25 protein-coding genes are annotated in these 23,752 nt (G+C 66.3%); 15 read left to right on the forward strand and 10 right to left on the reverse strand.

All coding sequences use genetic code 11. The features are described 5' to 3' along the window. Positions 1–39: 39 nt before the first annotated feature. The 11 genes from IGS68_RS34830 (at position 40) to IGS68_RS34880 (ending at position 10,800) form a co-directional block, all read left to right on the forward strand. Positions 40–1,116 (forward strand): IS5 family transposase, encoded by a 1,077-nt coding sequence (locus tag IGS68_RS34830; protein WP_201083904.1) that lies wholly within the window; start codon positions 40–42, stop codon positions 1,114–1,116. A gap of 233 nt (positions 1,117–1,349) precedes the next feature. Further along, positions 1,350–1,667: a hypothetical protein gene (locus IGS68_RS34835; protein WP_201083909.1), complete on the forward strand. Its 318-nt coding sequence runs from the start codon at positions 1,350–1,352 to the stop codon at positions 1,665–1,667. Beyond that, on the forward strand, positions 1,667–1,942 hold the full coding sequence (locus IGS68_RS34840) for a hypothetical protein (protein ID WP_201083911.1): 276 nt from the start codon (positions 1,667–1,669) through the stop codon (positions 1,940–1,942). The genes IGS68_RS34835 and IGS68_RS34840 overlap by 1 nt, the downstream gene beginning before the upstream one ends. After that, complete coding sequence (locus IGS68_RS34845; protein WP_201083913.1) at positions 1,935–4,445, forward strand: hypothetical protein; 2,511 nt, start codon at positions 1,935–1,937, stop codon at positions 4,443–4,445. Before IGS68_RS34840 ends, IGS68_RS34845 begins: the two co-directional genes overlap by 8 nt. 9 nt (positions 4,446–4,454) lie before the next feature. After that, complete coding sequence (locus IGS68_RS34850) at positions 4,455–6,398, forward strand: right-handed parallel beta-helix repeat-containing protein (protein ID WP_201083781.1); 1,944 nt, start codon at positions 4,455–4,457, stop codon at positions 6,396–6,398. Between the two features lie 12 nt (positions 6,399–6,410). Beyond that, positions 6,411–6,587, forward strand: coding sequence for a hypothetical protein (locus IGS68_RS34855; RefSeq protein ID WP_201083783.1), 177 nt, complete (start codon positions 6,411–6,413; stop codon positions 6,585–6,587). Then, positions 6,577–7,722 (forward strand): type IV secretion system protein, encoded by a 1,146-nt coding sequence (locus IGS68_RS34860; protein ID WP_201083785.1) that lies wholly within the window; start codon positions 6,577–6,579, stop codon positions 7,720–7,722. Before IGS68_RS34855 ends, IGS68_RS34860 begins: the two co-directional genes overlap by 11 nt. A 22-nt stretch (positions 7,723–7,744) precedes the next feature. After that, on the forward strand, positions 7,745–8,422 hold the full coding sequence (locus tag IGS68_RS34865; RefSeq protein ID WP_201083787.1) for a VirB8 family type IV secretion system protein: 678 nt from the start codon (positions 7,745–7,747) through the stop codon (positions 8,420–8,422). 92 nt (positions 8,423–8,514) lie between these two features. Next, a complete protein-coding gene (locus IGS68_RS34870) occupies positions 8,515–9,384 on the forward strand; it encodes a TrbG/VirB9 family P-type conjugative transfer protein (RefSeq protein WP_201083789.1) in 870 nt (289 codons plus the stop codon). Then, entirely contained in the window at positions 9,381–10,469 is a 1,089-nt protein-coding gene (locus IGS68_RS34875; RefSeq protein WP_201083791.1) for a TraB/TrbI/VirB10 family type IV secretion system protein, read from the forward strand. Before IGS68_RS34870 ends, IGS68_RS34875 begins: the two co-directional genes overlap by 4 nt. Before the next feature lie 7 nt (positions 10,470–10,476). Further along, entirely contained in the window at positions 10,477–10,800 is a 324-nt protein-coding gene (locus tag IGS68_RS34880; protein ID WP_201083793.1) for a hypothetical protein, read from the forward strand. 348 nt (positions 10,801–11,148) lie between these two features. Here the strand turns inward: IGS68_RS34880 and IGS68_RS34885 are convergent, their stop codons facing one another. From IGS68_RS34885 to folE, 4 genes are all read right to left on the reverse strand, one after another. After that, positions 11,149–11,637: a hypothetical protein gene (locus IGS68_RS34885; protein ID WP_201083795.1), complete on the reverse strand. Its 489-nt coding sequence runs from the start codon at positions 11,635–11,637 to the stop codon at positions 11,149–11,151. A 149-nt stretch (positions 11,638–11,786) separates the two neighbouring features. After that, positions 11,787–12,404 (reverse strand): helix-turn-helix domain-containing protein, encoded by a 618-nt coding sequence (locus IGS68_RS34890; protein ID WP_201083796.1) that lies wholly within the window; start codon positions 12,402–12,404, stop codon positions 11,787–11,789. Between the two features lie 500 nt (positions 12,405–12,904). Then, entirely contained in the window at positions 12,905–13,207 is a 303-nt protein-coding gene (locus IGS68_RS34895) for a molybdopterin-dependent oxidoreductase (RefSeq protein WP_201083797.1), read from the reverse strand. Between the two features lie 293 nt (positions 13,208–13,500). Continuing rightward, positions 13,501–14,148 (reverse strand): GTP cyclohydrolase I FolE, encoded by a 648-nt coding sequence (folE, locus tag IGS68_RS34900; protein WP_201083798.1) that lies wholly within the window; start codon positions 14,146–14,148, stop codon positions 13,501–13,503. A 196-nt stretch (positions 14,149–14,344) separates the two neighbouring features. Here folE and IGS68_RS34905 point away from each other — a divergent pair, with 196 nt between their 5' ends. From IGS68_RS34905 to IGS68_RS34915, 3 genes are all read left to right on the forward strand, one after another. Continuing rightward, the gene (locus IGS68_RS34905; protein WP_201083799.1) at positions 14,345–15,517 is read left to right on the forward strand and encodes a sensor histidine kinase; all 1,173 of its coding nucleotides are present in this window, start codon (positions 14,345–14,347) and stop codon (positions 15,515–15,517) included. 149 nt (positions 15,518–15,666) lie between these two features. After that, positions 15,667–15,921, forward strand: coding sequence for a hypothetical protein (locus tag IGS68_RS34910; protein WP_201083800.1), 255 nt, complete (start codon positions 15,667–15,669; stop codon positions 15,919–15,921). 433 nt (positions 15,922–16,354) lie between these two features. After that, positions 16,355–16,525, forward strand: coding sequence for a hypothetical protein (locus tag IGS68_RS34915; protein ID WP_247881533.1), 171 nt, complete (start codon positions 16,355–16,357; stop codon positions 16,523–16,525). A gap of 107 nt (positions 16,526–16,632) precedes the next feature. Here IGS68_RS34915 and IGS68_RS34920 read toward each other — a convergent pair whose 3' ends face one another. From IGS68_RS34920 to IGS68_RS34935, 4 genes are all read right to left on the reverse strand, one after another. Continuing rightward, positions 16,633–16,932, reverse strand: coding sequence for a hypothetical protein (locus tag IGS68_RS34920; RefSeq protein ID WP_201083801.1), 300 nt, complete (start codon positions 16,930–16,932; stop codon positions 16,633–16,635). Between the two features lie 79 nt (positions 16,933–17,011). After that, complete coding sequence (locus IGS68_RS36235) at positions 17,012–19,066, reverse strand: methyl-accepting chemotaxis protein (RefSeq protein ID WP_305800096.1); 2,055 nt, start codon at positions 19,064–19,066, stop codon at positions 17,012–17,014. Positions 19,067–19,253: 187 nt separating this feature from the next. After that, positions 19,254–19,658 (reverse strand): IS1/IS1595 family N-terminal zinc-binding domain-containing protein, encoded by a 405-nt coding sequence (locus tag IGS68_RS36415; RefSeq protein WP_371822014.1) that lies wholly within the window; start codon positions 19,656–19,658, stop codon positions 19,254–19,256. A 63-nt stretch (positions 19,659–19,721) separates the two neighbouring features. Then, entirely contained in the window at positions 19,722–20,108 is a 387-nt protein-coding gene (locus IGS68_RS34935; RefSeq protein ID WP_201083805.1) for a response regulator, read from the reverse strand. A gap of 382 nt (positions 20,109–20,490) precedes the next feature. Between IGS68_RS34935 and IGS68_RS34940 the strand changes: the two genes are divergently transcribed. Continuing rightward, positions 20,491–20,847 (forward strand): hypothetical protein, encoded by a 357-nt coding sequence (locus IGS68_RS34940; RefSeq protein ID WP_201083807.1) that lies wholly within the window; start codon positions 20,491–20,493, stop codon positions 20,845–20,847. A gap of 855 nt (positions 20,848–21,702) precedes the next feature. On the opposite strand, the gene IGS68_RS34945 is transcribed toward IGS68_RS34940, so the two are convergent. Next, entirely contained in the window at positions 21,703–21,972 is a 270-nt protein-coding gene (locus IGS68_RS34945; protein ID WP_201083809.1) for a hypothetical protein, read from the reverse strand. A 110-nt stretch (positions 21,973–22,082) separates the two neighbouring features. Next, entirely contained in the window at positions 22,083–23,549 is a 1,467-nt protein-coding gene (locus IGS68_RS34950) for a sensor histidine kinase (protein WP_201083816.1), read from the reverse strand. Positions 23,550–23,752: the final 203 nt, after the last annotated feature.

The raw sequence follows: 23,752 nt of genomic DNA on the forward strand, positions 1-23,752 counted from the left end.
TTCTCTTCGGTGGTGTAGACTGCGGCCGGCGAGGGGACGATGCGGGGATTGGACGAACGCAGCGAGGGTCTGTTCAGCTACGTGAGCTGTGAAGCGCGGGTTCCGGCGAGCCATCCGTTGCGGCCGATCCGGGCCATCGTGGACGAGGCGCTGGAGGTGATGTCGCCGGCCTTCGAGGGGCTGTACTCCAGGATTGGGCGACCATCGATCCCGCCGGAGAAGCTGCTGCGGGCGCTGCTGCTGCAGGCCTTCTACTCGGTGCGCTCGGAGCGTCAGCTGATGGAACAGCTCGATTACAACCTGCTGTTCCGCTGGTTCGTCGGCCTGTCGATGGACGCGCCGGTGTGGGACGTGACGGTGTTCACCAAGAACCGTGAACGGCTGCTGGCCGGCGATGTGGCGGCCAAGTTCCTGGCTAGCGTGCTGGATCAGCCGCGGGTCAAAACGCTGCTGTCGGACGAGCATTTCTCGGTGGACGGCACGCTGATTGAAGCGTGGGCCGCGGTGAAGAGCTTCCGGCCCAAGGACGGCAGCGGCGAGCCGCCGGGGCCGGGACGCAACGGCGAACGCGACTTCCATGGCGAGAAGCGCTCCAACGAGACCCACGCCTCGACTACCGATCCCGAGGCGCGGCTGTACCGCAAGGGCAACGGGCAGCCGGCGAAGCTGGCCTTCATGGGTCATGCGCTGATGGAGAACCGCCACGCCCTGGTGGTGGATGTCCGGCTGACGGCGGCCACCGGCTTGGCCGAGCGCGAGGCGGCGGTGGCCATGGTCGAGGCCATTCCGGGCCGCCACCGCATCACGGTCGGGGCCGACAAGGCCTACGACACCAGGGATTTCGTGGCGAACATGCGCGAGTTGGGCGCGGCCCCGCACGTCGCCCAGAACACGAACAACCGCCGCTCGGCGATCGACGGCCGGACCACCCGCCACCCCGGCTACGCCGTCAGCCAGCGGATCCGCAAGCGGATCGAAGAGGTGTTCGGCTGGATCAAGGGAGCCGGCTTGCGCAAAACGCGTCATCGCGGCACGGCCCGTGTCGGTTGGATGTTCACGCTGACCGCCGCGGCCTACAACCTGATCCGCCTGCCCAAGCTGCTGGCTGCGGCATAATCACGTCCGGAGCCCGCCTCAACGGCGGCTCCGCGAGCCCTGGATCGAGGCAAACCGCTCCATCTCGACCAAAACGGGCGTCCAAAGCGCCCTCTTCAAGCCTCGGCGGAGGCAACGGCGCTGCGAAGGCCCATTTTTCCGCGTCCTGCTAAAGGCATTGCCTGACGGGGTCTTTGGTGTACTATTGACTACGAATTATTTGTAGTATTACGCAGCCTTGAGGGAGTCATCCTATGCGCAAGACCTTGGGCGATGCAGCATCTTTCGCGCTGGCCACGCTGATCGTCACCGCGGCCGACCCGGCGCTGGCGCAGTTCAACGGCGGCGGTGACGTGCCGTTCCAGCAGGGTATGAGCACGGTGCTGAACTGGGCCTTCGTCGCCGGCATCGCGGTGGCGCTGTTCTCGTTCATCCTGGCCTGCGTCTTCCTGTTCATGCGGAACCTGATCGGTTTCGCCGGCGGTGTCCTGGGCGTCCTGATCGGCGGTGCGCTGATGGCGAATGCCCCGACCATCGTCCAGGGGCTGACCAACCTGTCGAGCCCGTTCTGATGGAGGCCGGGCGGACTTACAAGAGCCTGGAGGTGCCGCCCAACTATTTCGGGTGCCACATCCACGTGGCGCTGATCGCCATCCTGATGCCGGTGGCGGCCCTGCTGGGCTTCCTGTTCCTGGACTGGCTGACGGCCCTGCTGCTGGTGCTGTCCGCCCTTGGCTCTTCCGCGACCGTGTTCTCGCTGGGTGCCTGGTTCGGACGCGAAGACCCTTACTGGGTCGAGGGCGGGCAGAGGCATCTCCTGGACGAGGAGCACTATCTCGATGTTTAGGATCGGAGCGAACCGGGGGGCGGCTGCCGTCCCCCTGACGGCCAAGCTGCCGTGGGCCTACTTCGCCGAGCAGGGCATCGTGTTCCTGAAGTTCGGCGGCTTCATGCGTACCCTGCGGTTCCGCGGCGGCGATGCCGACAGCATGAGCGAGACCGACCTGGTTGCCACGATGCGGCGACTGCACGATGCCCTGCGCCGGGTGCGTGGGCAGATGAGCCTGCACATCGAGGCGCAGCGCCGGCCGGCGTCGCCCTATCCCGGCGCCGACCTGGGCGACCGGGAGCGCCGCGCCCTGTGGCCGGACCCGATCTCCTTCCTGTTCGACGAGGAGCGCCGCACCGCCTACGACCGGACCGGTTCCCAGTTCGAGACCGACCGCTACATCACCTTCGTCTGGCGTTGCTCGCGGGCATCGACCCGCCGGGCGCGGTCCTTCTTCATGAGCGGCAAGAAGAAGGCAGGCAAGGCCGGCAGCGCCGAACTGCACGAATTCGTCCAGGCCAGCAATGCCGTGAAGGGCATGCTGGACGGCGTCATGAAGGAATGCGCCTGGCTCGACGACGACGACACCTTCGACTTCCTGCACAAGGCGGTTTCGGTCCATCAGCACCGGGTGAAGCCGTCCTACGGCAAGGCCCGGATCGACTACGACGTTGCCGACTGCCGGGTGGTCGGCGGTGCCGAGCCGATGCTCGGCCCGTGCCACATGCGGACGATCAGCGTCAAGAATTCGCCGGACACCATCCCCGCGGCGCTGGCCGCGCTGGACTCCCTGCGGTGCGAGTACCGCTACTCGATCCGGTGGATGGGCATGGAGCACGCCGAAGGCCTGCGTCGCATCGAGCAGCAGCTGCGGGACTGGAGGATGCTCGGCATCGCGATGATCCCGATGCTGATCTCGTACATGCTTCGGTCGAACAAGCAGAAGGAGAACGAGGCGGCCAACGCCATGGCCGAGGATGCGCAGGAAGCCATCTACGCGGTGCGCCGGGATGACCTGACCATCGGCCACGCCACCATCAATGTCGTTGTCTGGGACCGTGACGAGGAACGGCTGGAGAGAAAGGTCGGGTGGGTCGAGGACACCCTGCGCCGTCAGCAGCTCACCGTCACCAGCTACACCGTGGCGCCCCTCGACACCTGGCTCGGCACCTTGCCCGGCCACATCTACGCCGACCTGCGCCGGCCGATCCGCACATCCGTCAACCTGGCGCACTTCGCACCCTATTCGTCGGTGTGGTCCGGCGAGGTGTGCAACGATCACCTGTCCAGGAAGCTGGGCCGGCCGATCCCGCCGCTGCTGATCGCCACGACGGACGGGTCGACCCCGTTCCGGCTGAACCTGCACCGCGGCGACCTGGGCCACACCCTGATCTTCGGCCCGTCCGGCAACGGCAAAACCACCCTGATGAACGCCATGATCACCGGGTGGCGGCGCATCCCCGGCTCCAAGGTCTGCATCTTCACGATCAAGGGCGGCGGCGAGGTCGTGACCCGGCTGCTGGGCGGCGTCTCCTACGATGTCGGCGCCGTGGGCCCGGGGGCGCTGGGCTTCCAGCCGCTGCGGTATGCCGACGAACCCAACGAGCGCATCGAGCTGCTGGAATGGGTGCTGGGCCTGATGCGCGCCCAGGGGATCGACACGAACAGCGCCGTGGTGAAGGAGGAGGCGACCGGTGCCCTGGACCTGATCGCCCGGAACCCGCCGGAACGACGCACCCTGACCCACTTGAGCGGCTACCTGACCACCGAGGTGCTGAAGCGGGCGGTCCGGCACTATGCCCTGGCCGGCGACACCTACGGCCGGCTGCTGGACGATGACCGGGACCGGATCGAGCTGTCGGACATCCTCAGCCTGGACATGACAAGCCTGCTGAAGAAGACCGACGTGGCCCCGCACGTCCTGGCGCACCTGTTCCGCTACGTCGAGCGTCGCGTCTTCACCGGGGACCCGGTGCTGCTGGTGGTCGACGAGGCGTGGCTGTTCCTGGGCGACAGCCGGTTCGCCGCGAAGTTCGATGAGTGGCTGCGGGCCGCCAGGTCGAAGAACGTGGTCGTGGTGTTCGCCACCCAGAACATGAAGGATGCCTTCGACAGCGTCATCGGCAAGGTGCTGGCCGATGCCGAGAACGTGCCCAACATCATCCTGCTGCCCAACCACCGCGCCGGCAGCGAGAAGGGCCGGAAGCCTTACGAGCAGCTGGGATTTCACGAACGCGACATCGAGATCGTGGCAACCGCCACGCCGAAGCGTGACTACTACTTCACGTGCCCTGACGGCGCCCGGCTGTTCGACCTGGGTCTCGGTCCGCTGGGCCGGGCGCTCTGCTCCTCTACCGACACGAAGGACGACCTCGGCTTGGCCCGGGGCATCCTGGCCGACCATCCCGCTGAGGAATTCGCAGAGCACTTCCTCGACGCCAAGGGCGTGGGCTGGGCAGCTGAGTTCGTCCGGCATGAGGCAGGGCGTCGGCCAGTCGAAATCGCCGCGGCCGCTGAGTAGGAGGAAACAATGCGTCCGTCCGTGATCGCCGGTCTGTTGCTGACCGGCACCGCCATCGGGACCCCCGCCCTGGCGGCAACCATCGAGGTGCAGCCGGGCGACAACCTGGAGGCTAAGATCCGCTCGGCCCGGCCGGGCGATACCGTGGCGGTCCGGCGCGGCACCTACAACGGCAGCCTGGATCTGAGCACCCTGCACGGTGATCCGGGGGCGCCGATCCGCATCCTCTCGGTTGACGGCAAGGGTGCCGCGGTGATCCAGGGGAGCCGCGATCAGGCCGCCGTGCAGGCCAACCGGATCTCGAACGTCGAGATGGACGGCTTCCATGTGGTCGCCAACGCGCCCGGCGGCGGTGACGTCGGCGGCTTCAAGCTGTGGGGGCCTTACGGCGACATCGGCAACCTGAAGATCACGAACAACCTGATCACCGGCCAGGGGCAGGACGGCTTCAAGCTGTTCAACATGTCGCCGACCGACCAGCAGAGCGTCCTGGTGGCCGGCAACACGATCGACGGTAACTGGCGTCAGGAAGCCATCGACAACGTCAGCGTCAAGAATGTCCGGTACGAGGGCAACACGATCAGGGGCAAGGCTGGCTTCGCCGGCATCACCTGGAAGGCCGGCAGCGACGGCGTGCAGCTGGTCAACAACACGATCGACATCGACGCCGATACGGCGGTCTCGGTTGGCGGCTACGGCAACAGCCGCCTGAACCGGATGGACCGGTTCCCCGACGAGTTCCAGGACAACGAGGCAGAAAACAGCGTGGTCACCGGCAATACCATCCGGGGCGACGTGCGGGTGATCTCGGCCGAGAACAACCGAGTCGAGGGGAACAGCATCACCGGCAGCATCAGCAACGGCCAGAACAGCCACATGCCGGGCTCGATCACCAGCCGGAACAACGCCATCGCCCACAACAGAGTGACCGGCGGCACGGGAGCGTCTGCCTGGAACGGCAACACCGATACCCAGTTCGAGCGCAACGTGGACGGCCTGGCCAACAATTTCTACGACACCGACGAGCAGTTCTGGGGGGCGGTGGAGCGCGGGGAAGCGGGCGCGCTGCGCCGGCTGAACGACCTGGTGTCCGGCGGCATCATCGTGCGCGAGGGCAACCGGATCATCAACAGGGCCACCGGCCAGATCACCAGCGCGGTCGGCAACGCCATCGGCGACGCTGTCGACACCGTGCTGCAGCCGGCGGAGGATTACGTCGACGCTGCCGTCGAGACCGTGAAGTGCAACATCGGCGGCGCAGTGATCGGTGGCGCCGCGTCGGTCGTCAGCGGGATTTTCTCGGGCGGCCGGGCGACGCTGGCAGCACAGATCGCCCAGCAGATGACCGCGATCGCCGGCAACCTGTGCCTGGGCAAACAGCTCGCCGCCCAGCAGCGCCTTGTCGAACTTGCCAGGCGGGACAATGCCCACGGCACGGCCGACAATGCCGCCGGCCTCAACGGCATGATGACCAGGACCCTGCCGGGGCTGGCGCAGGGCGGCTTCCTGTCGTCCGAGCAGGCCATCGCCAGCCAGTACGGCGAGGTGTACCCGGATGCCTTTCCGCCCATGCTGCCGGACGACCTGGTTGCCGTGAACCGGTCCATGCAGGCCCACGAACGCACGGTACACCTGAACAGCTTGGCGGTCCAGAACCGGACGGTCCAGGAACAGGCCGACACCCTGGAGCGGGCGCGCGACCATGCAGCCGCCGGCCGGGCCGGTGACGGCATCCGCTCCGAGCTGCAGGCCATGAACGCCATTGGCGGCGAGCAGATCGCGGCGATCAACAGCCTGACGGCGGCCACGGTAGCTAATCATCGTGCTTCGACCGAGATACAGTTACGGGACGAGTCAAGGAAAGCCGCAGCAAACGCAACGGCCGAGGAGTTCATGTCGACCCTGGCGACTTGCGGGAACTGCACCATAGACCGCCCGTTTTTGGGCGAATAGGAGGATAATAGAATGAAAACTTTGGTAATCGCCTCGATCCTGCTTGTCGCCCTGTCCGGTTGCTGGGACGCCGAGCAGAAAAAGAAGTCGGACGACTTCATGAGCAACCTGACGAAGTGCGAGAATGACTGCCGGATTACCGAACCCTTCCTGGGCGGCGGCAAGAAGGGCGAGGGCGATGGACGCTGATTACGCCTACCTCAACGCTGCCATCAAAGAGATGCTGGCCCGGGTCACGTCTACCGGATCCGCCATCGACGCGGCGCTTCAGCCGGTGTACCTGATCACCGGCACGCTGCTGTTCGTCATCGCGTTGATGAAGTTCATGTGGCAACGCGACTTGGCGCCGCTGGCCGCGTTCGTCATACGCTATATGCAATTGATGGTTCTGATCTTCATATCCGGTCAGTGGATGCCGCTGACCGATGCGTATGTTTCCGGCATGGGTAGTTTCGGCGCCGGCATCGCGGGGTTCGATATCCTGCAACTGGCTCCGGGAACGGTGATCGTTCGCGCGCTGGAGCTGGCGAACAGGATGTACAGCGAGAACGTCTCCTGGATGCGCCTGATGCTGGGCAGTACGCAGGACACGGTCGCTCACCTGCTGCTGCTGATCGGATGCGCCGGCACGATCCTGCTGAGCATCTTCATGGCCGCCTGGATCATGCTGTTTTTCGTGGTCTTCAAGCTCGCCACCGTGGTGGCACTCGTCTTCCTGGCCTTCATGATGTTCGACAGCACCCGGTTCATGGCGGCGCCGGGTCTGGCGCGCATCGTGGCTTACGGCACCCAGATGCTGGTGCTGGGACTCGCCACAGGCATGTTCTTCATGGTTCTGGATGCCCTGGACCTGAGCGGGCACCTGCATGTCGGCCAGTCGATCTCGCTGCTGGTGGTCATGTTCTTCTTTGCCCTGCTATTCAAGTACACGACGGATATCGCGCGCGAGCAGCATTCCGGCATGCCGACCCTCGGGCTTCACGACATTGGCCGGACTGCCGGGCAGATAGCCGGCGCCGCGGCCTCGACGGTGGGCACGATCGGCACGGTTGGCTTGGGCGCCCTTGCCATGTCTCGCGCCGCCGCGATCTCCCGGCCAGCGACTGCTTCCTACGCCATGACCGGCCCTGGCGCTGCCGGCGGTTCGGCCGGTGCCATCGGTGGGCCGCCGCCGTCCGTCGCCCGCATGCTCAACAAGCCGTCGGTCGACGCGACCTGGACGGAGGCCCGGGACCTCGCCCCGGCCTCGGTCCAACGGATGCTGAGCCAGAGCCGGAAGGCATTGCCGGCACCGCCGCGCCAGCTGCCCCCTCCCCGTTCCTGATCGTTCTCGATAGGGGTTTTCCATGCTCGGTTTGAACCGCGGTCACTGGAAGGAAGACGACGAGTACAGGAAGGCCCGCTGGGCCTACGAAGGTCAAGGTGCCGGCGCCACCAGAGCGGCATGGTTCCTGGGCGCCGGACTGATCGCCGTCACGGCGTTCGCCGGCATCCAGACCTATGACAAGCACCTGCTGGCCAAACTGGACGACCTGAAGTTCGTGGCGATCGAGAGCAACCGGACCACCGGCGAGGTTGTCAGCGTGTCCAAGGTGACCGGCGAACTGATGGCCGACGAGACCAAGCGCCGGCAGTTCGTGCGGTGGTGGATCGAACTGTGGCGCAACGTGCCGGCCGATGCCGTCGCCTACAATCGCTCCTACCTGGCGGCCCAGGTCTACATGGCCGACCCGGTCCACCACGCGGTCGCGGCCTACATGAGCGAGAACCCGGTCAACACCTTCATCCGGTCGGGCCATGCCCGCATGGTGCGGGTCCAGAACGTGACGCCGGCCGGCAACGGCACCCGCTACCGGGTGGACTGGATCGAGAGCGTCTACCGGAACAGCCAGCTGGTCAACCAAACGCCAATGACGGCCGACCTGGACCTGGAGCAGCACACGCCGCGCACCGATGCGGAGGCCGAGGCCAACATCTTCGGCTTCGTGGTGAAGGGTTTTTACTGGACCCCGCCGGCGATGTGACAATGTAAGTGCCTTTCCCCGAGAGGGCACGATCATTATACTCTTGACTACTATATTTTTGTAGTCATGCCGCTTCGGGGGATGTGCTGACCATGAGACGTGCCGCCTTCTTGATCCTTCCGCTCATCGCAGGGTGCGCCTCGTCAAAGTACGAAGCGCCCCTGCCGACCCTCCCCTCGGCGTCCCTTCAGCTGCCGAGAGCACCGGCCCGGCCGCCGCTGCCGGACACCCTGCCGAAGCTGCCGGCCGAAGATCCGGTCAAGGCCATTGCCGGTGCCACCAAGGACGGCCTGGTGAAGCCGCGCCGGGAGTGGTTCAAGGGGCTGACCTACATGCCGCCCTACCACCCGAACCACGGCTACCTGGTCTATATCCCGTTCGGCCTTTCCTCGACCTTCGAGTTCAGTCCCGGCGAGAAGCCGCAGGATGCGACCTGCAGCGACAGCAGCGGCAACATCATCGCACCAAGCTGGTCGAGCATGGGCGTCGGTGCCGGAAAGAAATGGGTTTTCCAGGTCAAGGTGACGATGGAGCCGCCGTTCCCCCGCCAGGACTGCACGGTGCTGACCACCCGCGGCATCTACTCGATCTATGTCCAGGGCACCAGGAGCACCCATACGGCCAAGGTCCGCTGGTCGGACCCTTACGGTGTGCTGTCCGAGGCCGACCCCGAAGCGCCGGAGCCGTGCGCCCAGGCCGACATCGACTATGCCCTGTCCGGTGATCCCGGCGCCTTCGGCCTGCGTCCGGGCGACGTCTCCAACGACGGCCGGCATACCTGCCTGCGGTTCCCGCAGTCCGCGGGCTTTGACCTTCCTTCCGTCTGGCTGATCGAGGGCGACCAGGAGCGCCCGGCCAGCCCGACCATGATCGACGGTGCCTACAGGATCGACGGGGTTCCCCGCGTGATCGAGCTGCGCACCGACAATGCCACCCTTCGCATCGAGAGAGCCGCGCCATGACCCAGGCAGAGACCGAATACGTTGACCCGCCGCGGTCGGTGAACGACCCCCGGCCGCCGATCCACACCATGCTGAAGTGGCCGGTTGCCCTGGCCGGCACGGCGATGGTCGCCCTGCTGGCCGGCATCACCATCGGCCCCACCCTGTTCCGGGACGAGCCGGAGCCCAAGCGGGTGGACCCGGAACCGAGGATGGCCACGCCCCGTCCGCTGCACGGCATGCCGACGGATTACAGCCAGGTCCAGCCGCCGCCGGAACCGGAAGCAGTACCCGCCCCGGCGCCCGCCCCTGCCCCTGTGGCGGCGCCGGCTCCCGCCCCGGTCACCCGCGTCATGGGGGGTGGTCCGAGAGGGCCGACCAAGACCGAGTTGTTGAGGGAGGCGATGCGCTCGCCGCTGAAGCCGATCCCGATCACGTCGGGCGGCAACGTCGCGGTCGAGCAGGCCGCTGTCGGCGGATCGGGCGGCGCCGCACCGGCCAGCAACCTCTACAGCCGGCATTCCCTGGTCGATCCTTACGAGTGCCAGGTCAATGCCGGCACCAACATCCCGGCCATGACCGAGCAGCGCATCACCAGCGAGTCACCTGGCACGGTATCGGCGGTGGTGACCCGGGACGTCTGGAGCGCCGACAAGGCGTGCCTTGCCATCCCGCGGGGTACCCGGTTCGTCGGCCGCTACCAGACCCAGGTGGCCGAGGGACAGGCGCGACTCGGCGTGATCTGGACCGGCCTGACCCGCCCGCCGCCGCGCAACGACACGATCGACCTGGACGACACCGTGGCGGGGGATCCGGACGGCACCGCCGGGCTCAGCGGCGAGGTGAACGGCTTTTTCTGGCGCAAGCTGGGCTATGTGGCCGCCGCCTCGCTCCTGGACATCGGGCGGACCAGCATCCAGGCGACCGGCGAGGGTGGCATGGGAGCCGCGATCGCGGGCATTTTCGCCAATCGTGCCACGAGTCCCATTGATGAATGGGCACGCCGCCAGTTAGACATTCCCCCGGTGATACAGGTGCCGCCGCGCGAGATCAGCATCGTCCTGGCGCGGCACGTGCCGATGGACGAGTTCAGAACCGGGAGATAGGCCAGGGATGCCCCAGCGCGACGACAAGATCGGCGTCAGTTTCGGAAAGATACCGTCGGAGCGCTGGGAGCAGATGCAGCCCCTTCCGGGAGCCGTGACCGAGAAGGCCATCGCGTTACTGGACCAAGCCCGCCGCGCCGGCCGGGAGGTCGTCTACCCGGCCAGCCTGAAGGTCGGACTGTCGAAGAAGCTCTGGCTGACGCCGGAGACGGTCAGGGTGATCGACCGCATCAGCGAAGAGACCGGCCAGCGGCGCACCCCGATCATCCTCGCCGCGCTGGACCTGTATTTCTCCGCCGCTCGATCAGGGCAAGGCCAAGCAGAAGACTGAGGACGACAACCCCGCCCCAGGTGAAGAATGCCGCCTCGTACGGCGCCAGCGCCCTGTCGATGGCGCCGAAGATCATTTCGGCCAGCAGCCAAAGCGTCAACAGCAGTACGGGGCGGTTCATTCTCGATGTCCTCCTGCTACACGTCTTCCATGTCGATGCCGTTACCGGCTCCGCCGGAGGCACCGGGGCCAAGGCCTCACTGGGCTGCCTCTGCTGAAAACCGGAACACCGCCACGGTGCTGTTGTGTTTCGCTCAATCGCTTATGCGTGGCCCTGGCCGGGGAATACGATGACGCCAGCTCCCTGCGGCATGATGGGAGATCCGGAAAGCAGGAATCGATTGTTCCCTACGGCCGCCCTCTCATCCATACGATACGTCGCCCCCGGGTATCATCAGACCCACCGTTTTTTGCTGTCGCGGGTGAGCTGATGCCCATCGCGGCGTCCGTCAGCACGTGAGCGTCCTTGACCAGACGGCGAAGCATGTAGAACTCGGTATCGTCCTCGATCACCTCCGCCAACGCGGTGAATTTTGCCAGGAAATCAACCATCGTGGCGGGTTGCTCATTGGTCAGCGCGGTCATGGCGCGCGCTGCGGCAGCGTCGGCGTCGACCCAGATGTCGAAGTACTGGGCGGAATCAACCGCCTCCGTGCCGGCTGTCAGAAGCTTGTAGTCGGTGATCAACTCAGCCATTCGGGGCGAGACACCGACCGGCACGGTGGTGTCGATAATGGAAGCCACCGGAGCATCATGGGTTGCCGAGCTGCAGGTCAGGATACTGCGCTGGTAGGTTGCCCCGCGGACGCTGATCGAGTATCGATGATGACCACTCATGATTGGACTGCTCCGTCATGGCGTGTCGATACGGTAACCATAAACAGTTCATTGTTATTTCAGCAACCAAATTCTTCTGAGAGATGAAGTTTGATATACAAGATGTTGTAGTCAACTCAAATCGTCGAAGCTGAGAAATGCTCAAATGATCAAGGCTTGATCCAAAGGATCGGGGAGGCATTCTTCAGTAAAACATCATCCAGGGGAAACGGTCTGCCTCCTGAAGGAACCGATTTGTCACAGCCTTCGACCCCTATAAACTTTAGATTGTATAATCCTGGCTCTGTTCCTCTGTCGACATAGGCCAGATAGGCCTCTCCATTCGGCAGGGTGACTATGGACAGCCGCCCAATCGATCCGGCATCAACGATGTTTTCTTTTCTAAAATAGAGAACTGCTCTATGAAGCGGAGATAATGTGTTAAGAACTCTTATTCCCACGGTCCCTTCCGGAATGTTGGATGGAACTATAAAGGTGTCCTGTGTTGACACTTCATCTTCGACCAACCGGTTGTTGTGCTCGATATGGCCAACGATGTTTATTCTTTTTGATCTGATCCCTTCCAGTACCAGGCCGGCATTACTCAGGACATCCTCGATCGGTGCACCGATGAACTCCGCGATCCGAGCGGCCTCATCCAACTGCATCCGGCGTTTGCCTTTGAACATCAGCGTGATCGCGCTCGGATCGAGGCCCAGATAGCGCGCGAGCAGGCGCTGGCTCAATCGTTTAAGGGCAAGTTGCTGTTGAAACCACTCCGCGTTCATGGCATTTCCAGCAGCTTTTCATATAAAACAACATCAACATGCTACGTTATTATATCAACGGGCAGATAAGGGGATTATGGATGGGAGGAGGCAGGAAGTCGGGCTTTTCTGGCTTTGGCCAAGCTTATTCGTTTTCGACGATGCCCGGCTGAAGACCTGTATAGCCCGCTCGGCCAGGCAAGGCGCTGTTGACGGGAGGGGTTGTCAACTACCGAGGCCGGTGTGAGCCGCATTTCCGATGCGTTCGTGAGTCGAGCCGCCACCGAGCGGCGACCGGCTCGTCAGCGGCCGAGGTCAACAGGGTTCGCGGGGACCCGCGCGCACAAGCGCAGCGCGGAGCGTGGGCGGAACCCTGTTGACCCCCACCCGATGAATACCCTTCTGGCTCTCCTCCGGTTGCCACCGGCAACCGGAGGAGATGCCGGCCCGGCGAGGGCACTGCTTTTCCCTTGCCCGGTTCTTGGGCGGATGAACACCGCCACAACTCTGGGCACCCGATTTCACTCGACCGTGATGGACTTCAGCTGCTCCACCCATCGCAGGAGGTACATGTCCTGACCGGGTTCGGGGGACCTGCGCGGCGGGTGGACCATCCGGATCGGTCCGCCGTCGCGACGCGACAGGAAAGCGCCGTCGCGCCGCAGGGCCAGCAGCACCGGCCAGGTCCGGGCGCCGGCGATCGGCACCCGAACCGCGAGGTCGTCGAGCCCCGTCAGCACCAGGGTCGTGGCCGTCGCATCGGTTCCCACGGCATTGAGCACGGCGACCAGCGGCACTCCCTCGAACAGGAAGGGGGCGGCCATCCGGTTCGTCGCGGTGGTGAGGCGGGTCAGTCCGAGACCTTCCAGCGCCCCGCGATCGAACCGAACCGAACCGGGGCGGGGAACCCGGTCCTGCCATCGATCGTGAGAACGACCGGGCCGGTCGGCTCCGGAATAACCACGCCTGATCCGGCCCTCGTCTCCGCCACGGTGCCGTGGACCGGAGAGGCCGCACAATCCGGATCACGTGATGCGGGAACCGGGACCAGGACAAGCAGCAGAGTGACAAGCCGCTTCAGCACACGGCATCTCCCGACCGGAGCCGCTTCACGGGCTCAGCCCCGGTCCGGCCCGCCGATCATGGCCAGGAACTCCCGGCGGGTTGTCGGGTCGGCCTGGAACGCGCCGAGCATGCGGCTGGTGACCATGCTGACACCTGGCTTGTGGACGCCGCGCGTGCTCATGCACTGGTGCTCGCCCTCGATCACCACCGCGACGCCGAGCGGCTGGAGCACCTGCTCGATCGTGTTGGCGATCCGCGAGCTCATCTTCTCCTGGATCTGCAGGCGCTTGGCGTAGGCTTCGACCACTCGGGCCAGTTTGCTGATGCCGACGACGCGGTGCCTGGGCAGGTAGCCGACATGGGCCCGGCCGATGATCGGCACCATGTGGTGCTCGCAGTAGCTCTCGAACCGGATGTTCCTCAGCACCACCATCTCGTCGTAGCCGTCGGTCTCCTCGAAGGTGCGCTGCAGCAGCCCGACCGGATCAACGCCGTAGCCGGCGAAGAACTCCCCGGACGAGCGCACGACCCGGTCGGGCGTGCCGAGCAGGCCCTCGCGGTCCGGATCGTCGCCGGCCCACAGCAGCAGGGTACGCACCGCGGCTTCGGCCTGGACCCGGGTCGGCCGGCCGGCTGCGGCGTCATGGCTGTGGCCGGGATCCGGTTCGGCAAGGCTTTTCAGGACGGGAGCGGAACCCATGGATGTCTCCGGAGATGTCAGCGTCAGCGCCTCGGGCGTGCGCGCCAGACTGGCCCCGGCATGTTAAAGATCCTATAACTTCAAGGTATCTGATCGAAACGGAGAGCTGATCGCCGGGGTGAACGCTATTCGGGCTGCGATGCCCAGGCAGGAGTCACAGCAACGCATTCCCGGATAGGAGCCTGGCTGCTTCCAGGTGTCGGCACCGGGCCGGGATTTCGCCACCGAGAAACGCAAGGCACAGATGGACGAGAAACCGGACCCTGCCGACGATCCCGAGCGGCTCGCGGCCCTGCACGATTACCAGGTCCTCGACACACCGCGCGAGGCCGCCTTCGACACCCTGGTCGAACTCGCCGCCCGGATCTGCGCGGTGCCGGTCGCGGTGATCAACCTGGTCGAGAGCCGCCGCCAGTGGTTCAAGGCCGAGCTTGGCCTGGGTGTGCGGGAAACCCCGATCGACGTGTCGATCTGCCGCCACTTCCTGCTGCGGCCCGGCCTGACCGTCGTCCCGGACACGCTGCGCGACGAGCGCCTGTGCTGCAATCCCCTGGTGACGGCCGACGACGGCCTGCGCTTCTACGCCGGCTGCCTGCTGCAGACCGCCGACGGGCACGCCATCGGTACCCTGTGCGTGCTCGACCGGCGCCCGCGCGACCTCGACGCGGACCAGCGCTTCGCGCTGCGGGCGCTGGCGGACCAGGTCATGGCCCAGCTCGAGCTGCGCCGGACGCTGCGGCAGAAGAGCCGGCTGCTGGAGCGTCACGAGCTGCTGATCCGCGAGGTCAACCACCGCACCAAGAACAACCTCCAGCTGATCAGCAGCATCATTAGCCTGCAGCTGCGCTCGATCGACGATCCGGCGGCGCGGGCGGCGCTGCTCGACACCGGCAGCCGCATCCGCAGCATCGCCGCGGTGCACGAGCAGCTCTACCGGGCCGACCAGGTGGGCGCGGTGGACCTCGGCACGTTCCTGCAGGCCCTGGCCCCGGGGCTGCAGTCGTCGGCGCCCCACGGCGTCACGCTCACCGTCGAGGCGGCCCCGGTCCCGGTCCCCCTCGACACGGCGGTTCCGGTCGCGCTGATGGTCAACGAGTTCGTCACCAACGCGCTGAAGTACGCCTACGGCGAGGGCACGGGCGGTCCGGTCCGGGTCGTGCTCCGGACCGTCGGCGGGCGGGTCGAGCTCGTGGTGCGGGACCATGGCCGGGGACTGCCGGCCGACTTCGACCTGCGGCGGAGCCGCTCGCTGGGCATGCGCATCATCCTGTCGCTCGCCGGGCAGATCGACGCCGCCGTCGTCATCGGCAACGCCGATCCCGGGACCGAGTGCCGGGTGAGCTTCGGCGCGGCGGTCCCGTCCGCCTGAACCGGGCTCCGGAAGCCTTGGGCAACGGCATCGTCGTGACCCGGCAGCCGACCGGGCCAGGGTCGTTCGGCGACAGACGCTTTCGTCGGCAACCGCTTGTTAGCTGCCCGGCCCGTATCCTCCGGTTCGCTTATCATGAGGTTGACCGCGTGCCTGCTCCCTTACCCGTCGAGACCGATACCGAACTGCGCTACGCCGTGGCGCTGTCCTGCGAGCTATCCCGCAAGCGCCGCCGGTCGCTCTACGATGCCTGGTTCGCCGCGCGGGCGATCGCCCTGGAGATCCGCCCCGAACTGGATGAACTCGAGGCCGGCCGCCGCGCGATGATGATCATCGCCTGGATCATGGTCCGGCAGGATGGCGACGCCCGCCCGTCCGGCGAACCGCTTCGCCTCGCCGGGTAAGCCCCGGTCCGGGAGGGTCGCACCTTGCCCCGCCAGCCATCAACCGCGGAGCAGAGAGGCCCACGCCAGGGCGGTGGCGTGGGCCTCTCGTTCCGACTTCACTGCTTGCTTGTCAGACGGTCGCCATACCAGCCAGAAAGGCGACACGGCTTCAACGGCCTGAGGGGCGTGACAGGCGCGTCTTCCAACTGAATTAAGTCTTTTGGGTGGAACCGGCTGGTGGCCCAGGAGGTGCGAATCTCCTCCTGGACAGGATGAACGGGGACGACGCCGGGGTCTCGTAACGGACAGGTGCTATACTGCCGCCGGGTCTGCAACGCGTGTCAGGGCCGGGCCATCACCGGTCCCGGCCAGACTCCCCGGTTGAAGCACCTTTAGCGAGACAGACATGAGGCACTGAGCATCGGGATCGTTGTGCCAGGAAGGGTATGTCATGTCGGTTCGATTTCAGATCGCTTCGCTGGTTTTCATGATGGTCGATGCCGTGGTCTTTGATTTCGGTGCCGTTCTCGTTCCCGGCATTCCCGTGCTGGCCGCCAACGCGCAGATCCAAGTCCCGGTCGTCGTTGCCAGTGTTCTTGTCTCCACGCCCTGTCCTGGGTGATCGCGCCCCGCCTTCGGCTGCGCTACCGCCAAGATTTGCGCCGTTACGTGCTTTAGCAAGGGCACTCGGGAGAGGGCCGACGCGTGTGAACTGACTCGCTCCCGTCTTCAGGACGTTGCCAAGGCGCGGACCTGCGAGACGATGACCTGGGACACGTCGTCCAGGCGTGCCGCCAAGTTCTTCAGCCGACCTGCCGACCCCGGGGACCGCACATCCAATGTGTCGATCTCCCGGCGCAGGGCCTCGATGACCGGCCCTAGGGCCAGGCAGAGATCCTGTTCGGTTTGTCCCTGGAGCCATTGGGCCAGCTCCTCGATCTGGTCGAGGCCGCCGAGCACGGTGGCTTTGTCCTTCTCCAGCCGGACGCGGAGCACGTCCAGGCGGCGGGCGGCGAGTGTCGGGTGCATGGTTTTCGATCTCCTCAGGGCGGATCGGAAGGGGCGCGGGGCCGGCCGCTCCGCGACGGCTGGCCCGCTCTTTGCTGATTCAGGCGGCGCGGATGCCGGCGAGGAAGCGCTCGACCTCGCGCCGCAGCGCCTCGGCCTGGCGGGCCAGCTCGCCCGACGCGCCCAGCACCTGGGATGCTGCCGCGCCGGTCTGGCCGGCCGCTTGCGTGACCTGGACGACGTTGCCCGACACCTCGGCCGTGCCGGCCGCCGCCTGGGCGACGTTGCGCGAGATCTCGGCCGTCGCCGCACTCTGCTCCTCGACCGCGGCGGCGATCGTGGTGGTGATCTCGTTCATCTCGCCGATCGTGCCGCCGATGCCCTGGATGTCGGCCACGGCTCCGTCGGTGACGGCCTGCATGGCCGCGATCTGGGCCGCGATCTCCTCGGTCGCCCTGGCGGTTTGGGTCGCCAGGTTCTTGACTTCCGAGGCGACCACGGCGAAGCCCTTGCCGGCCTCGCCGGCCCGGGCCGCCTCGATCGTGGCGTTCAGTGCCAGCAGGTTGGTCTGGCTGGCGATCGACTGGATCAGCCCGACCACCTGGCCGATCCGGCCGGCCGCCTCGGCCAGGCCCCGGACCGTGTCGTTGGTCCGCCCGGCCTGCTCGACCGCCTGGCCGGCGATGCCGGTCGAGCGCACCACCTGGCGCGAGATCTCCTGCAAGGAGCCGGTCATCTCCTCGGATGCCGCCGCCACGGTCGAGACGTTGGCCGACGTCTGCTCGGCCGCGGCCGCCGAGGCGGTGGCCTGGCGCGAGGTCTCCTCGGCAATGGCCGCCATGCTCCGGGCCGTGCTGTCCAGCTCGGTCGCGGCCGAGGCCACCGTGCGCAGGATCTCGCCGACGCCGCCCTCGAAGCCGCCGATCAGCCGCTCGACCGCCGCCGCCCGCGCCTCCTTGGCGGCCCGTTCGGCCGCCTGCGCCTCCTCCAGCCGGACCCGCTCCACCGCGTTGTCCCTGAACACCTGGACCGCCTGCGCCATGGCGCCCAACTCGTCCCGGCGCTCGGTACCGGCGATGACGACGGCGAGGTTGCCGCCGGCCAGGTCGCGCATGGCAGTGGTCATGGATTGCAGCGGGCGGACAAGTCTTCTGCCGACGAGCAGGAACGACAAACCCGCCAGGCCGGCTCCCAGGGTGAGTGTCAGGGCCGCAACCATCATGTGCCACAGGGCAGCCCGCGACGACGTCTCGACCTCCTGCCCGATCGCCCCGGTCGCCGCCTGCTGCAGGGCCAGGATGGTGTCGATCGCCCGTGTCGATGTCGCGATCCAGGCAGCGGCATCGATCGGATAGGCTTCTCCTCCGGTGCCGGCGCGGTACACGTGCCTGCGGGTTTGCTCGAAGGTATCGAAGAACCCCGACCGAACGCTGGTGACGGCAGCCGCGACATCCGGCGGCGCGTTCTCGGCGAGCCCTTGGACCATCGTCCAGGCCAGCTCGACTTGGCCGCGGTAGCCGGCGAGAAGAGCGGCCCGCTCGAGCTTCAGGGGCTCGCCCGCGGCGATGGTGCCGCCGACTTGCGCGCGTTCGCGTCCGGCGTACTCGCTCATGATCCAGGCAAAGTGCCGTAGAGCCTGGAGGTTGGCCAGGGTGGCGCTCCGGTCCCCGGTGCCCCTCGTCACGGCCAACCTCAGGTCCTGGCTGGCCATGATCAGTCCCGTGGCTGCCGGCACCCATCCGGACAGGACCAGGCCATCGCGCCGATCCTTCGGCAGGGCCAGGTTCCGGTCCACCTGTCGGCGGGTATCCTGGAAGGAGGCCAGGAGTTCCTCGACGGTGCGGATCCGGCCGGTCTCGCGACCGTCGTCGAGCCGGTCCAGCTCCGCCAGCGCCGTCCGGATCGCCGTGTCGGCCGCTTCGCGGCGCTGGCCGATCAGGTCGAGCGCGCCGGCAGCGGCGGGTTCGGCCGCCGCCAGTGCGGCGGCCGTGGCGCCCCGCTCGACCGCCCAGTGGCCCGCGGCTGACAGGAGCTGATCGCTGACCGGGTTGGTTTCGGCCACCAGCTGCGTGCCACGGTGGCGTGTCCAGGCGTCGGCCGCGATCCACAGGGTGCTCGCCAGAACGACTGCAGCCAGGGCACCGATCACCAGCATGATCAAACTTCGAATAGACATTATTCGCACATACCCATGATCAACAAGCGAAGATGTAGAGATAGGGGCGGTCAAAAGCGACCGATACCGGGTGCGTACCCAGCAGCAAAGCTTCTTTTTCCGATCTCGACCGGATGGTTTTTTATTCACGTGTAGCTTAAGCAATAGTTTAGGACTGCATTTTCCATTATTTATTCACTGCTGTGCCATCTGCTATGGTGTAGTTGAAAGGCAGTCGTCGCTCGCTGGCTGCCAGGCACGGCAGAGATCGGCGCAGCCGGACACCCGGCTCGACACCGACTGTGCCGGGTTTCGAGCCGGTGAGCGGCGGCGTTGACGGGCGGATCGGATCCGTGCAGGCCGACGGCGGCGCATCCGTTTCCGGCGTGCCGTCCTCTTCAGGGCGGGTGAACTGGTAACGACATCGCCTGCAGCGCCAGCGCTGCCGGCCCGCGACGAAGCCGAACCGGATCACGCGGCGACTGCCGCACCGGGGGCAGCACGGGGGATTGGGGACCATCACGCCCTCGAAGTTAAGTTCCCCTGAATTACAGACGATCCGGCCCGCGTCCGTAACTCCCCTTGCGGACATCCTGGAAATCCAGCTGCATCATCCGAAAACGCGGGGCCCTTCGAACGGCTTGAGCGACCCCGGTCAGCTCGGCTTGCCCTTCCGCTCGAACGCGGCGGCGATCGCCCCGACCAGGGCGGAATAGGTCACCGGCTTGATCAGGATATCGGTCGCACAGTGGCGCGCCTCCGCCGCCCGCCGGTAGTCGGCCGTGACGAAGATGATCGACACCCCGAGCGACGCCAGCTCGACGGCGACTGAAACGCCATCGACGCCGCCGAGCAGGCCGATGTCGACCAGCGCCAGATCGGGTACCTGCCGCTGCACCTGCTCCAACGCAGCTTCCGCACTCGGCGTCGGACCGACTACCGTGTAGCCGGCGTTCCTCAACATGGCCGACCAGCCGTCGGCGATGAGAGGATTGTCCTCACACACGAGAACCCGTCCGCCCTCCGCCCGTCCGACATCCATGGCCCGCTCCCACGCCGCGATGAAATGAGAAGCGATCGTTGGGGTTTTTCTTTAATGATTCGTTAACTCCGAGCAAAATACGCATCCCATGGGTGGAACAACGTCTTTCACCGAGATCGGGTCGAAGGTAAAAATCAACCTCAGCTCTCTGTTCGGGAAATCACACCCGGCCTGGTGAGGGAAGGCGAAGGCCTCCAGATCAGGAGGTCGCAGTGGGGGGAAACCCGCTCCGGAACGGGACGGAGCGGGTTTTTCCCATGGTTCCGGAAGGGATGTGCGGTCTGATCCGCCGAGGTTTGCCGTTCCTCGCGGTTCGGTGCGGGAGCGGGCCTGATCATCTTCCCGTCGGGGATCGATCGCTTGTACAAGACGATGCGGGGACTTGCTGGCCCGGGCCTGCGTCGCTGTGACCCGGGTGCTGGACAGGCACGGCGTGGCGGTGGCTGGGGGACTTGGAGCCCAGTGCCCTGTCGATCGTCGCGAACAGCTTCGACGGCGACACGGGTTTGAGGATGAAGGGAACCGGCAGGGTCGGCTGGTCATCGGCCGACATCAGAACCACGGGCACGTCGAAGCGCCTCAGGACGCGTTCCGCGACATCGATCCCGGAGGAGTCAGCAAGATGGATGTCGATCAGGCAAAGCTCCGGCCGGAGACGCTCGATGCCCGCTACCGCCGCGTCGGCAGCCTCGGCGACCCGCTGGTTCGGCAGAAATTACTGGCCTGCACTCTACAGTGACGGCAACTTCATACAGGCGCTTCGCGGCGCAGGCCGACTGGAGGGGAGGAGCCATATGGAGTACAGGGGCTACATTTCCGGACTGATCCGGATCAACGCGGCAAACGGCACTTTCGCCGGCACGGTTGCCGGTATCCGCGACGTGATCTACTACTACAGCCGGGACTTTCCGATAATGATCGGATCTGTCCCACGATATCAATAAGTTAGCTGAATCGCCTTGGTTTTGCCCTGTCCCGTAAATTATTGATATCATTGGGACTGTCGAAAAGTCCCGGCTGTAGTACTACAGCGGATCGCGTTAAATCCGGATCGCTTTGGAGCGTGATGTCGCCCGGCAACGCCAAAAGAACGGTAGGGATGCTTCGGATTTAGCGCACGGCACTGTAAACGAGGTGCGCCCCCGGCTCCCCGGCAAAGTGCCGGACAGGACGACTTCGCCCGGCAGATCGGACTCCAGCAAGGCTCCACCGCCGGGACGGTCGTGCCAGGCCGGGGGCATGGCACGCGGGCTTGGGCCGGATGCAGTCCAGGCAGCCAAACGGCATCAGGAAAATGCAGGTACGCATGCCGGCACTTTCGATTGAACAGAGTTGGCATTGAGGCTGTTTGCCCAGTACGGCTGCTGTGCCGCGACACCTTCTTTGGGTGTCTCCTCCCTAGACTCAGGCCGCCTGTCGAAGGCGGCCTTATTTTTGCACAAAATGGAGCGTTCGCCAATTGCAATCGAACCATCCTGTGTCGTTCTCCCGGAACCGTGCACAGGGAACAGCCTTCTCGGGGCATGGCGTCGGTCTGCCCGGGCGGGCGCTGCAGGGCGGGCACAACCGCTGGAAAATCGGAGCCCGAGCTTAGTCAACGCGGCCATCCCGGCCGGAGGACCAGCAGCCCGACGGTGTCGGTGTCGGTGACGGCATGGGCAATGATGATGTTGGCGAGCAGATCCTGGCGCCCATCGTCGAACCCACCAAGGCACAGGCTGTCGAGGATACGGGCCAGGACAGAGTGAAGAACCCACATGAGAAGAGCCGACAGGGCCAGCCCCCAGGCAAAGGACCCGCTTCCGAACCCGTGCCAGCCGATCGAGGCGAGCGGTTGCCTTTCCCAGAGCAGGACGAGCACCACGATGGTCGCCGTCAGGACAAGAAGGTAAACCTGTCGAGGACGCGGGTGCACAGGGCGTGCTCGGCTCCGAGGCATCGGTGACCGGACTGGCGCCGCTTGAGGCAGAACATCTACCCCGGCCCCGGCAGGCGAAGCGTCCAGCGTGCACCGGGAGCGGCATCCTCGGTCCGCAACTCGGCGCCGAGCTGGCGCGCCATGCCCAGGATCACCCGCATGCCGAAGCCCGGCGTCGCCTGCCCGGGAACGAAACCGGGTGGCAGTCCGACCCCGTAGTCCCGCACGCTCAGTTCCACGCCTCCGGCGCCGGACGGGCCGAACCGCACGGCGATGCGGCGGTCGCCCTCCGCCGGGCCGGCATGCTTGATCGCGTTGGCGACGAGCTCGACGAAAACAAGCCCGAGCGCCACCGCGGTGTCGGTGGGCAGGTCTGCCGCCTCCGCCTGCACCTCGCAGACATGCTCCGGCGCCGCCTCGCCCAGGTCCCGGCACAGGGAGTGCAGGTAGGCGCCGAACTCCACCCGCTCGACGCTGGCGCCCTGGTACAGACGCTCGTGGAGCTTGGCGATGGCGCGCACCCGCGCCGCCGCCGCCTCCAGCTCCCGGCGGGTCTCCGCACCCGCGGTCTCCCGCGCCTGCAGGCCGAGCAGCGACGACACCAGCTGCAGGGAGTTCCTGACCCGGTGGTTGACCTCGCCGAGGAGCAGCTCCTTCTGGGCCAGCGCCTCGCGCAGCTCGGCCTGGACCTGCTTGACGGCGCTGATATCGCGCCAGGCGATCACGCCGCCGGTGACGGTGCCGTCGGGCGCCCGGATCGGCCCGGCGTTGCACAGGATGCTGAATGCCCTGCCGTCGGCGTGCCGGAGCACCCACTCCTCGCCCGTCACCACTTCGCCGTGCCGGGTGGCGCGGGTGAGCGGCAGCTCGTCCGGGGTGGCGCGGGTCACGCCGTCGGCGCGGAAGATGTCCCAGCGGCCGACGTGCTGGTCGGCCGGGATGCCCTCCAGCTCCCCGGCGGTGCGGCCGGTCATCCATGTCCCGTACGCGCTGACATGGCGGATGGTCACGTCGGGCGCGTCGGCGATGGTGATGCCCTCCGGGATGTAGGCCAGCAGTCCCTCCAGGAGCCGTTGCGCCGTCTCCGCCTCGGCGGCGCGCGCCTCGACCGCCCGGCGCATCGTGACCTTGTCGGTCACGTCTGAGGCCAGGACCAGGACGGCCCGGACGGTGCCGTCCTCCCCGGCCAGCGGGACGTGGTCGAAGTCGTAGTAGGCGGGCTCGCCGGCGCTCGTCAGCACGGCGAACTCGCGCCGCCTGACGGTCCGGCGGGTCAGGTAAACCTCGTCGACCAGGGGCAGCCGCCCCGCGTCGGCGAACTCCGGGAACACGGCCGCGGCCGGCAGCCCGATGAACCCGCTCCCCGGCTCCCGGAGGCGCCGGTAGGCCCGGTTCGCGTAGGTGAACCGGTGATCCGGACCGTGCAGCAGCGCGATGCCGACCGGCGCCAGTTCGACCGCTTCGGTCAGGAAGGAGCCGTCCATCAGCGTCGCGAGCCCGTCGGCATCCGCTGCGTCGATCATCGGAGCGTCGTCCTCGGGCAAGCAGGCCATGCGCTCAGGGTTCCCGGTCGGTGACGGCGGAAGGTCCGCCTCGGCATTGACTTGCATTATCCTCAACCGCCTTGATCCCGCAAGCTGCCCGTCGGGGGCCGGTGAACAAAAGCGGAATACCCCGTGCAAGTTGCTGGATTCCGCCGATTTTAGCTCCCCGGCGACACCGTTCC

It is taken from the genome of Skermanella sp. TT6 (assembly GCF_016653635.2).
Classification (GTDB): Bacteria; Pseudomonadota; Alphaproteobacteria; order Azospirillales; family Azospirillaceae; genus Skermanella; species Skermanella cutis.

Coding starts and splice junctions, on each gene's coding strand:
- IGS68_RS34830 (WP_201083904.1), top strand. CDS start 40: ATGCGGGGATTGGACGAACGCAGCGAGGGTCTGTTCAGCTACGTGAGC.
- IGS68_RS34835 (WP_201083909.1), top strand. CDS start 1,350: ATGCGCAAGACCTTGGGCGATGCAGCATCTTTCGCGCTGGCCACGCTG.
- IGS68_RS34840 (WP_201083911.1), top strand. CDS start 1,667: ATGGAGGCCGGGCGGACTTACAAGAGCCTGGAGGTGCCGCCCAACTAT.
- IGS68_RS34845 (WP_201083913.1), top strand. CDS start 1,935: ATGTTTAGGATCGGAGCGAACCGGGGGGCGGCTGCCGTCCCCCTGACG.
- IGS68_RS34850 (WP_201083781.1), top strand. CDS start 4,455: ATGCGTCCGTCCGTGATCGCCGGTCTGTTGCTGACCGGCACCGCCATC.
- IGS68_RS34855 (WP_201083783.1), top strand. CDS start 6,411: ATGAAAACTTTGGTAATCGCCTCGATCCTGCTTGTCGCCCTGTCCGGT.
- IGS68_RS34860 (WP_201083785.1), top strand. CDS start 6,577: ATGGACGCTGATTACGCCTACCTCAACGCTGCCATCAAAGAGATGCTG.
- IGS68_RS34865 (WP_201083787.1), top strand. CDS start 7,745: ATGCTCGGTTTGAACCGCGGTCACTGGAAGGAAGACGACGAGTACAGG.
- IGS68_RS34870 (WP_201083789.1), top strand. CDS start 8,515: ATGAGACGTGCCGCCTTCTTGATCCTTCCGCTCATCGCAGGGTGCGCC.
- IGS68_RS34875 (WP_201083791.1), top strand. CDS start 9,381: ATGACCCAGGCAGAGACCGAATACGTTGACCCGCCGCGGTCGGTGAAC.
- IGS68_RS34880 (WP_201083793.1), top strand. CDS start 10,477: ATGCCCCAGCGCGACGACAAGATCGGCGTCAGTTTCGGAAAGATACCG.
- IGS68_RS34885 (WP_201083795.1), bottom strand. CDS start 11,637: ATGAGTGGTCATCATCGATACTCGATCAGCGTCCGCGGGGCAACCTAC.
- IGS68_RS34890 (WP_201083796.1), bottom strand. CDS start 12,404: ATGAACGCGGAGTGGTTTCAACAGCAACTTGCCCTTAAACGATTGAGC.
- IGS68_RS34895 (WP_201083797.1), bottom strand. CDS start 13,207: ATGGCCGCCCCCTTCCTGTTCGAGGGAGTGCCGCTGGTCGCCGTGCTC.
- folE (WP_201083798.1), bottom strand. CDS start 14,148: ATGGGTTCCGCTCCCGTCCTGAAAAGCCTTGCCGAACCGGATCCCGGC.
- IGS68_RS34915 (WP_247881533.1), top strand. CDS start 16,355: ATGTCGGTTCGATTTCAGATCGCTTCGCTGGTTTTCATGATGGTCGAT.
- IGS68_RS34920 (WP_201083801.1), bottom strand. CDS start 16,932: ATGCACCCGACACTCGCCGCCCGCCGCCTGGACGTGCTCCGCGTCCGG.
- IGS68_RS36235 (WP_305800096.1), bottom strand. CDS start 19,066: ATGCTGGTGATCGGTGCCCTGGCTGCAGTCGTTCTGGCGAGCACCCTG.
- IGS68_RS36415 (WP_371822014.1), bottom strand. CDS start 19,658: ATGTCCGCAAGGGGAGTTACGGACGCGGGCCGGATCGTCTGTAATTCA.
- IGS68_RS34935 (WP_201083805.1), bottom strand. CDS start 20,108: ATGGATGTCGGACGGGCGGAGGGCGGACGGGTTCTCGTGTGTGAGGAC.
- IGS68_RS34950 (WP_201083816.1), bottom strand. CDS start 23,549: ATGATCGACGCAGCGGATGCCGACGGGCTCGCGACGCTGATGGACGGC.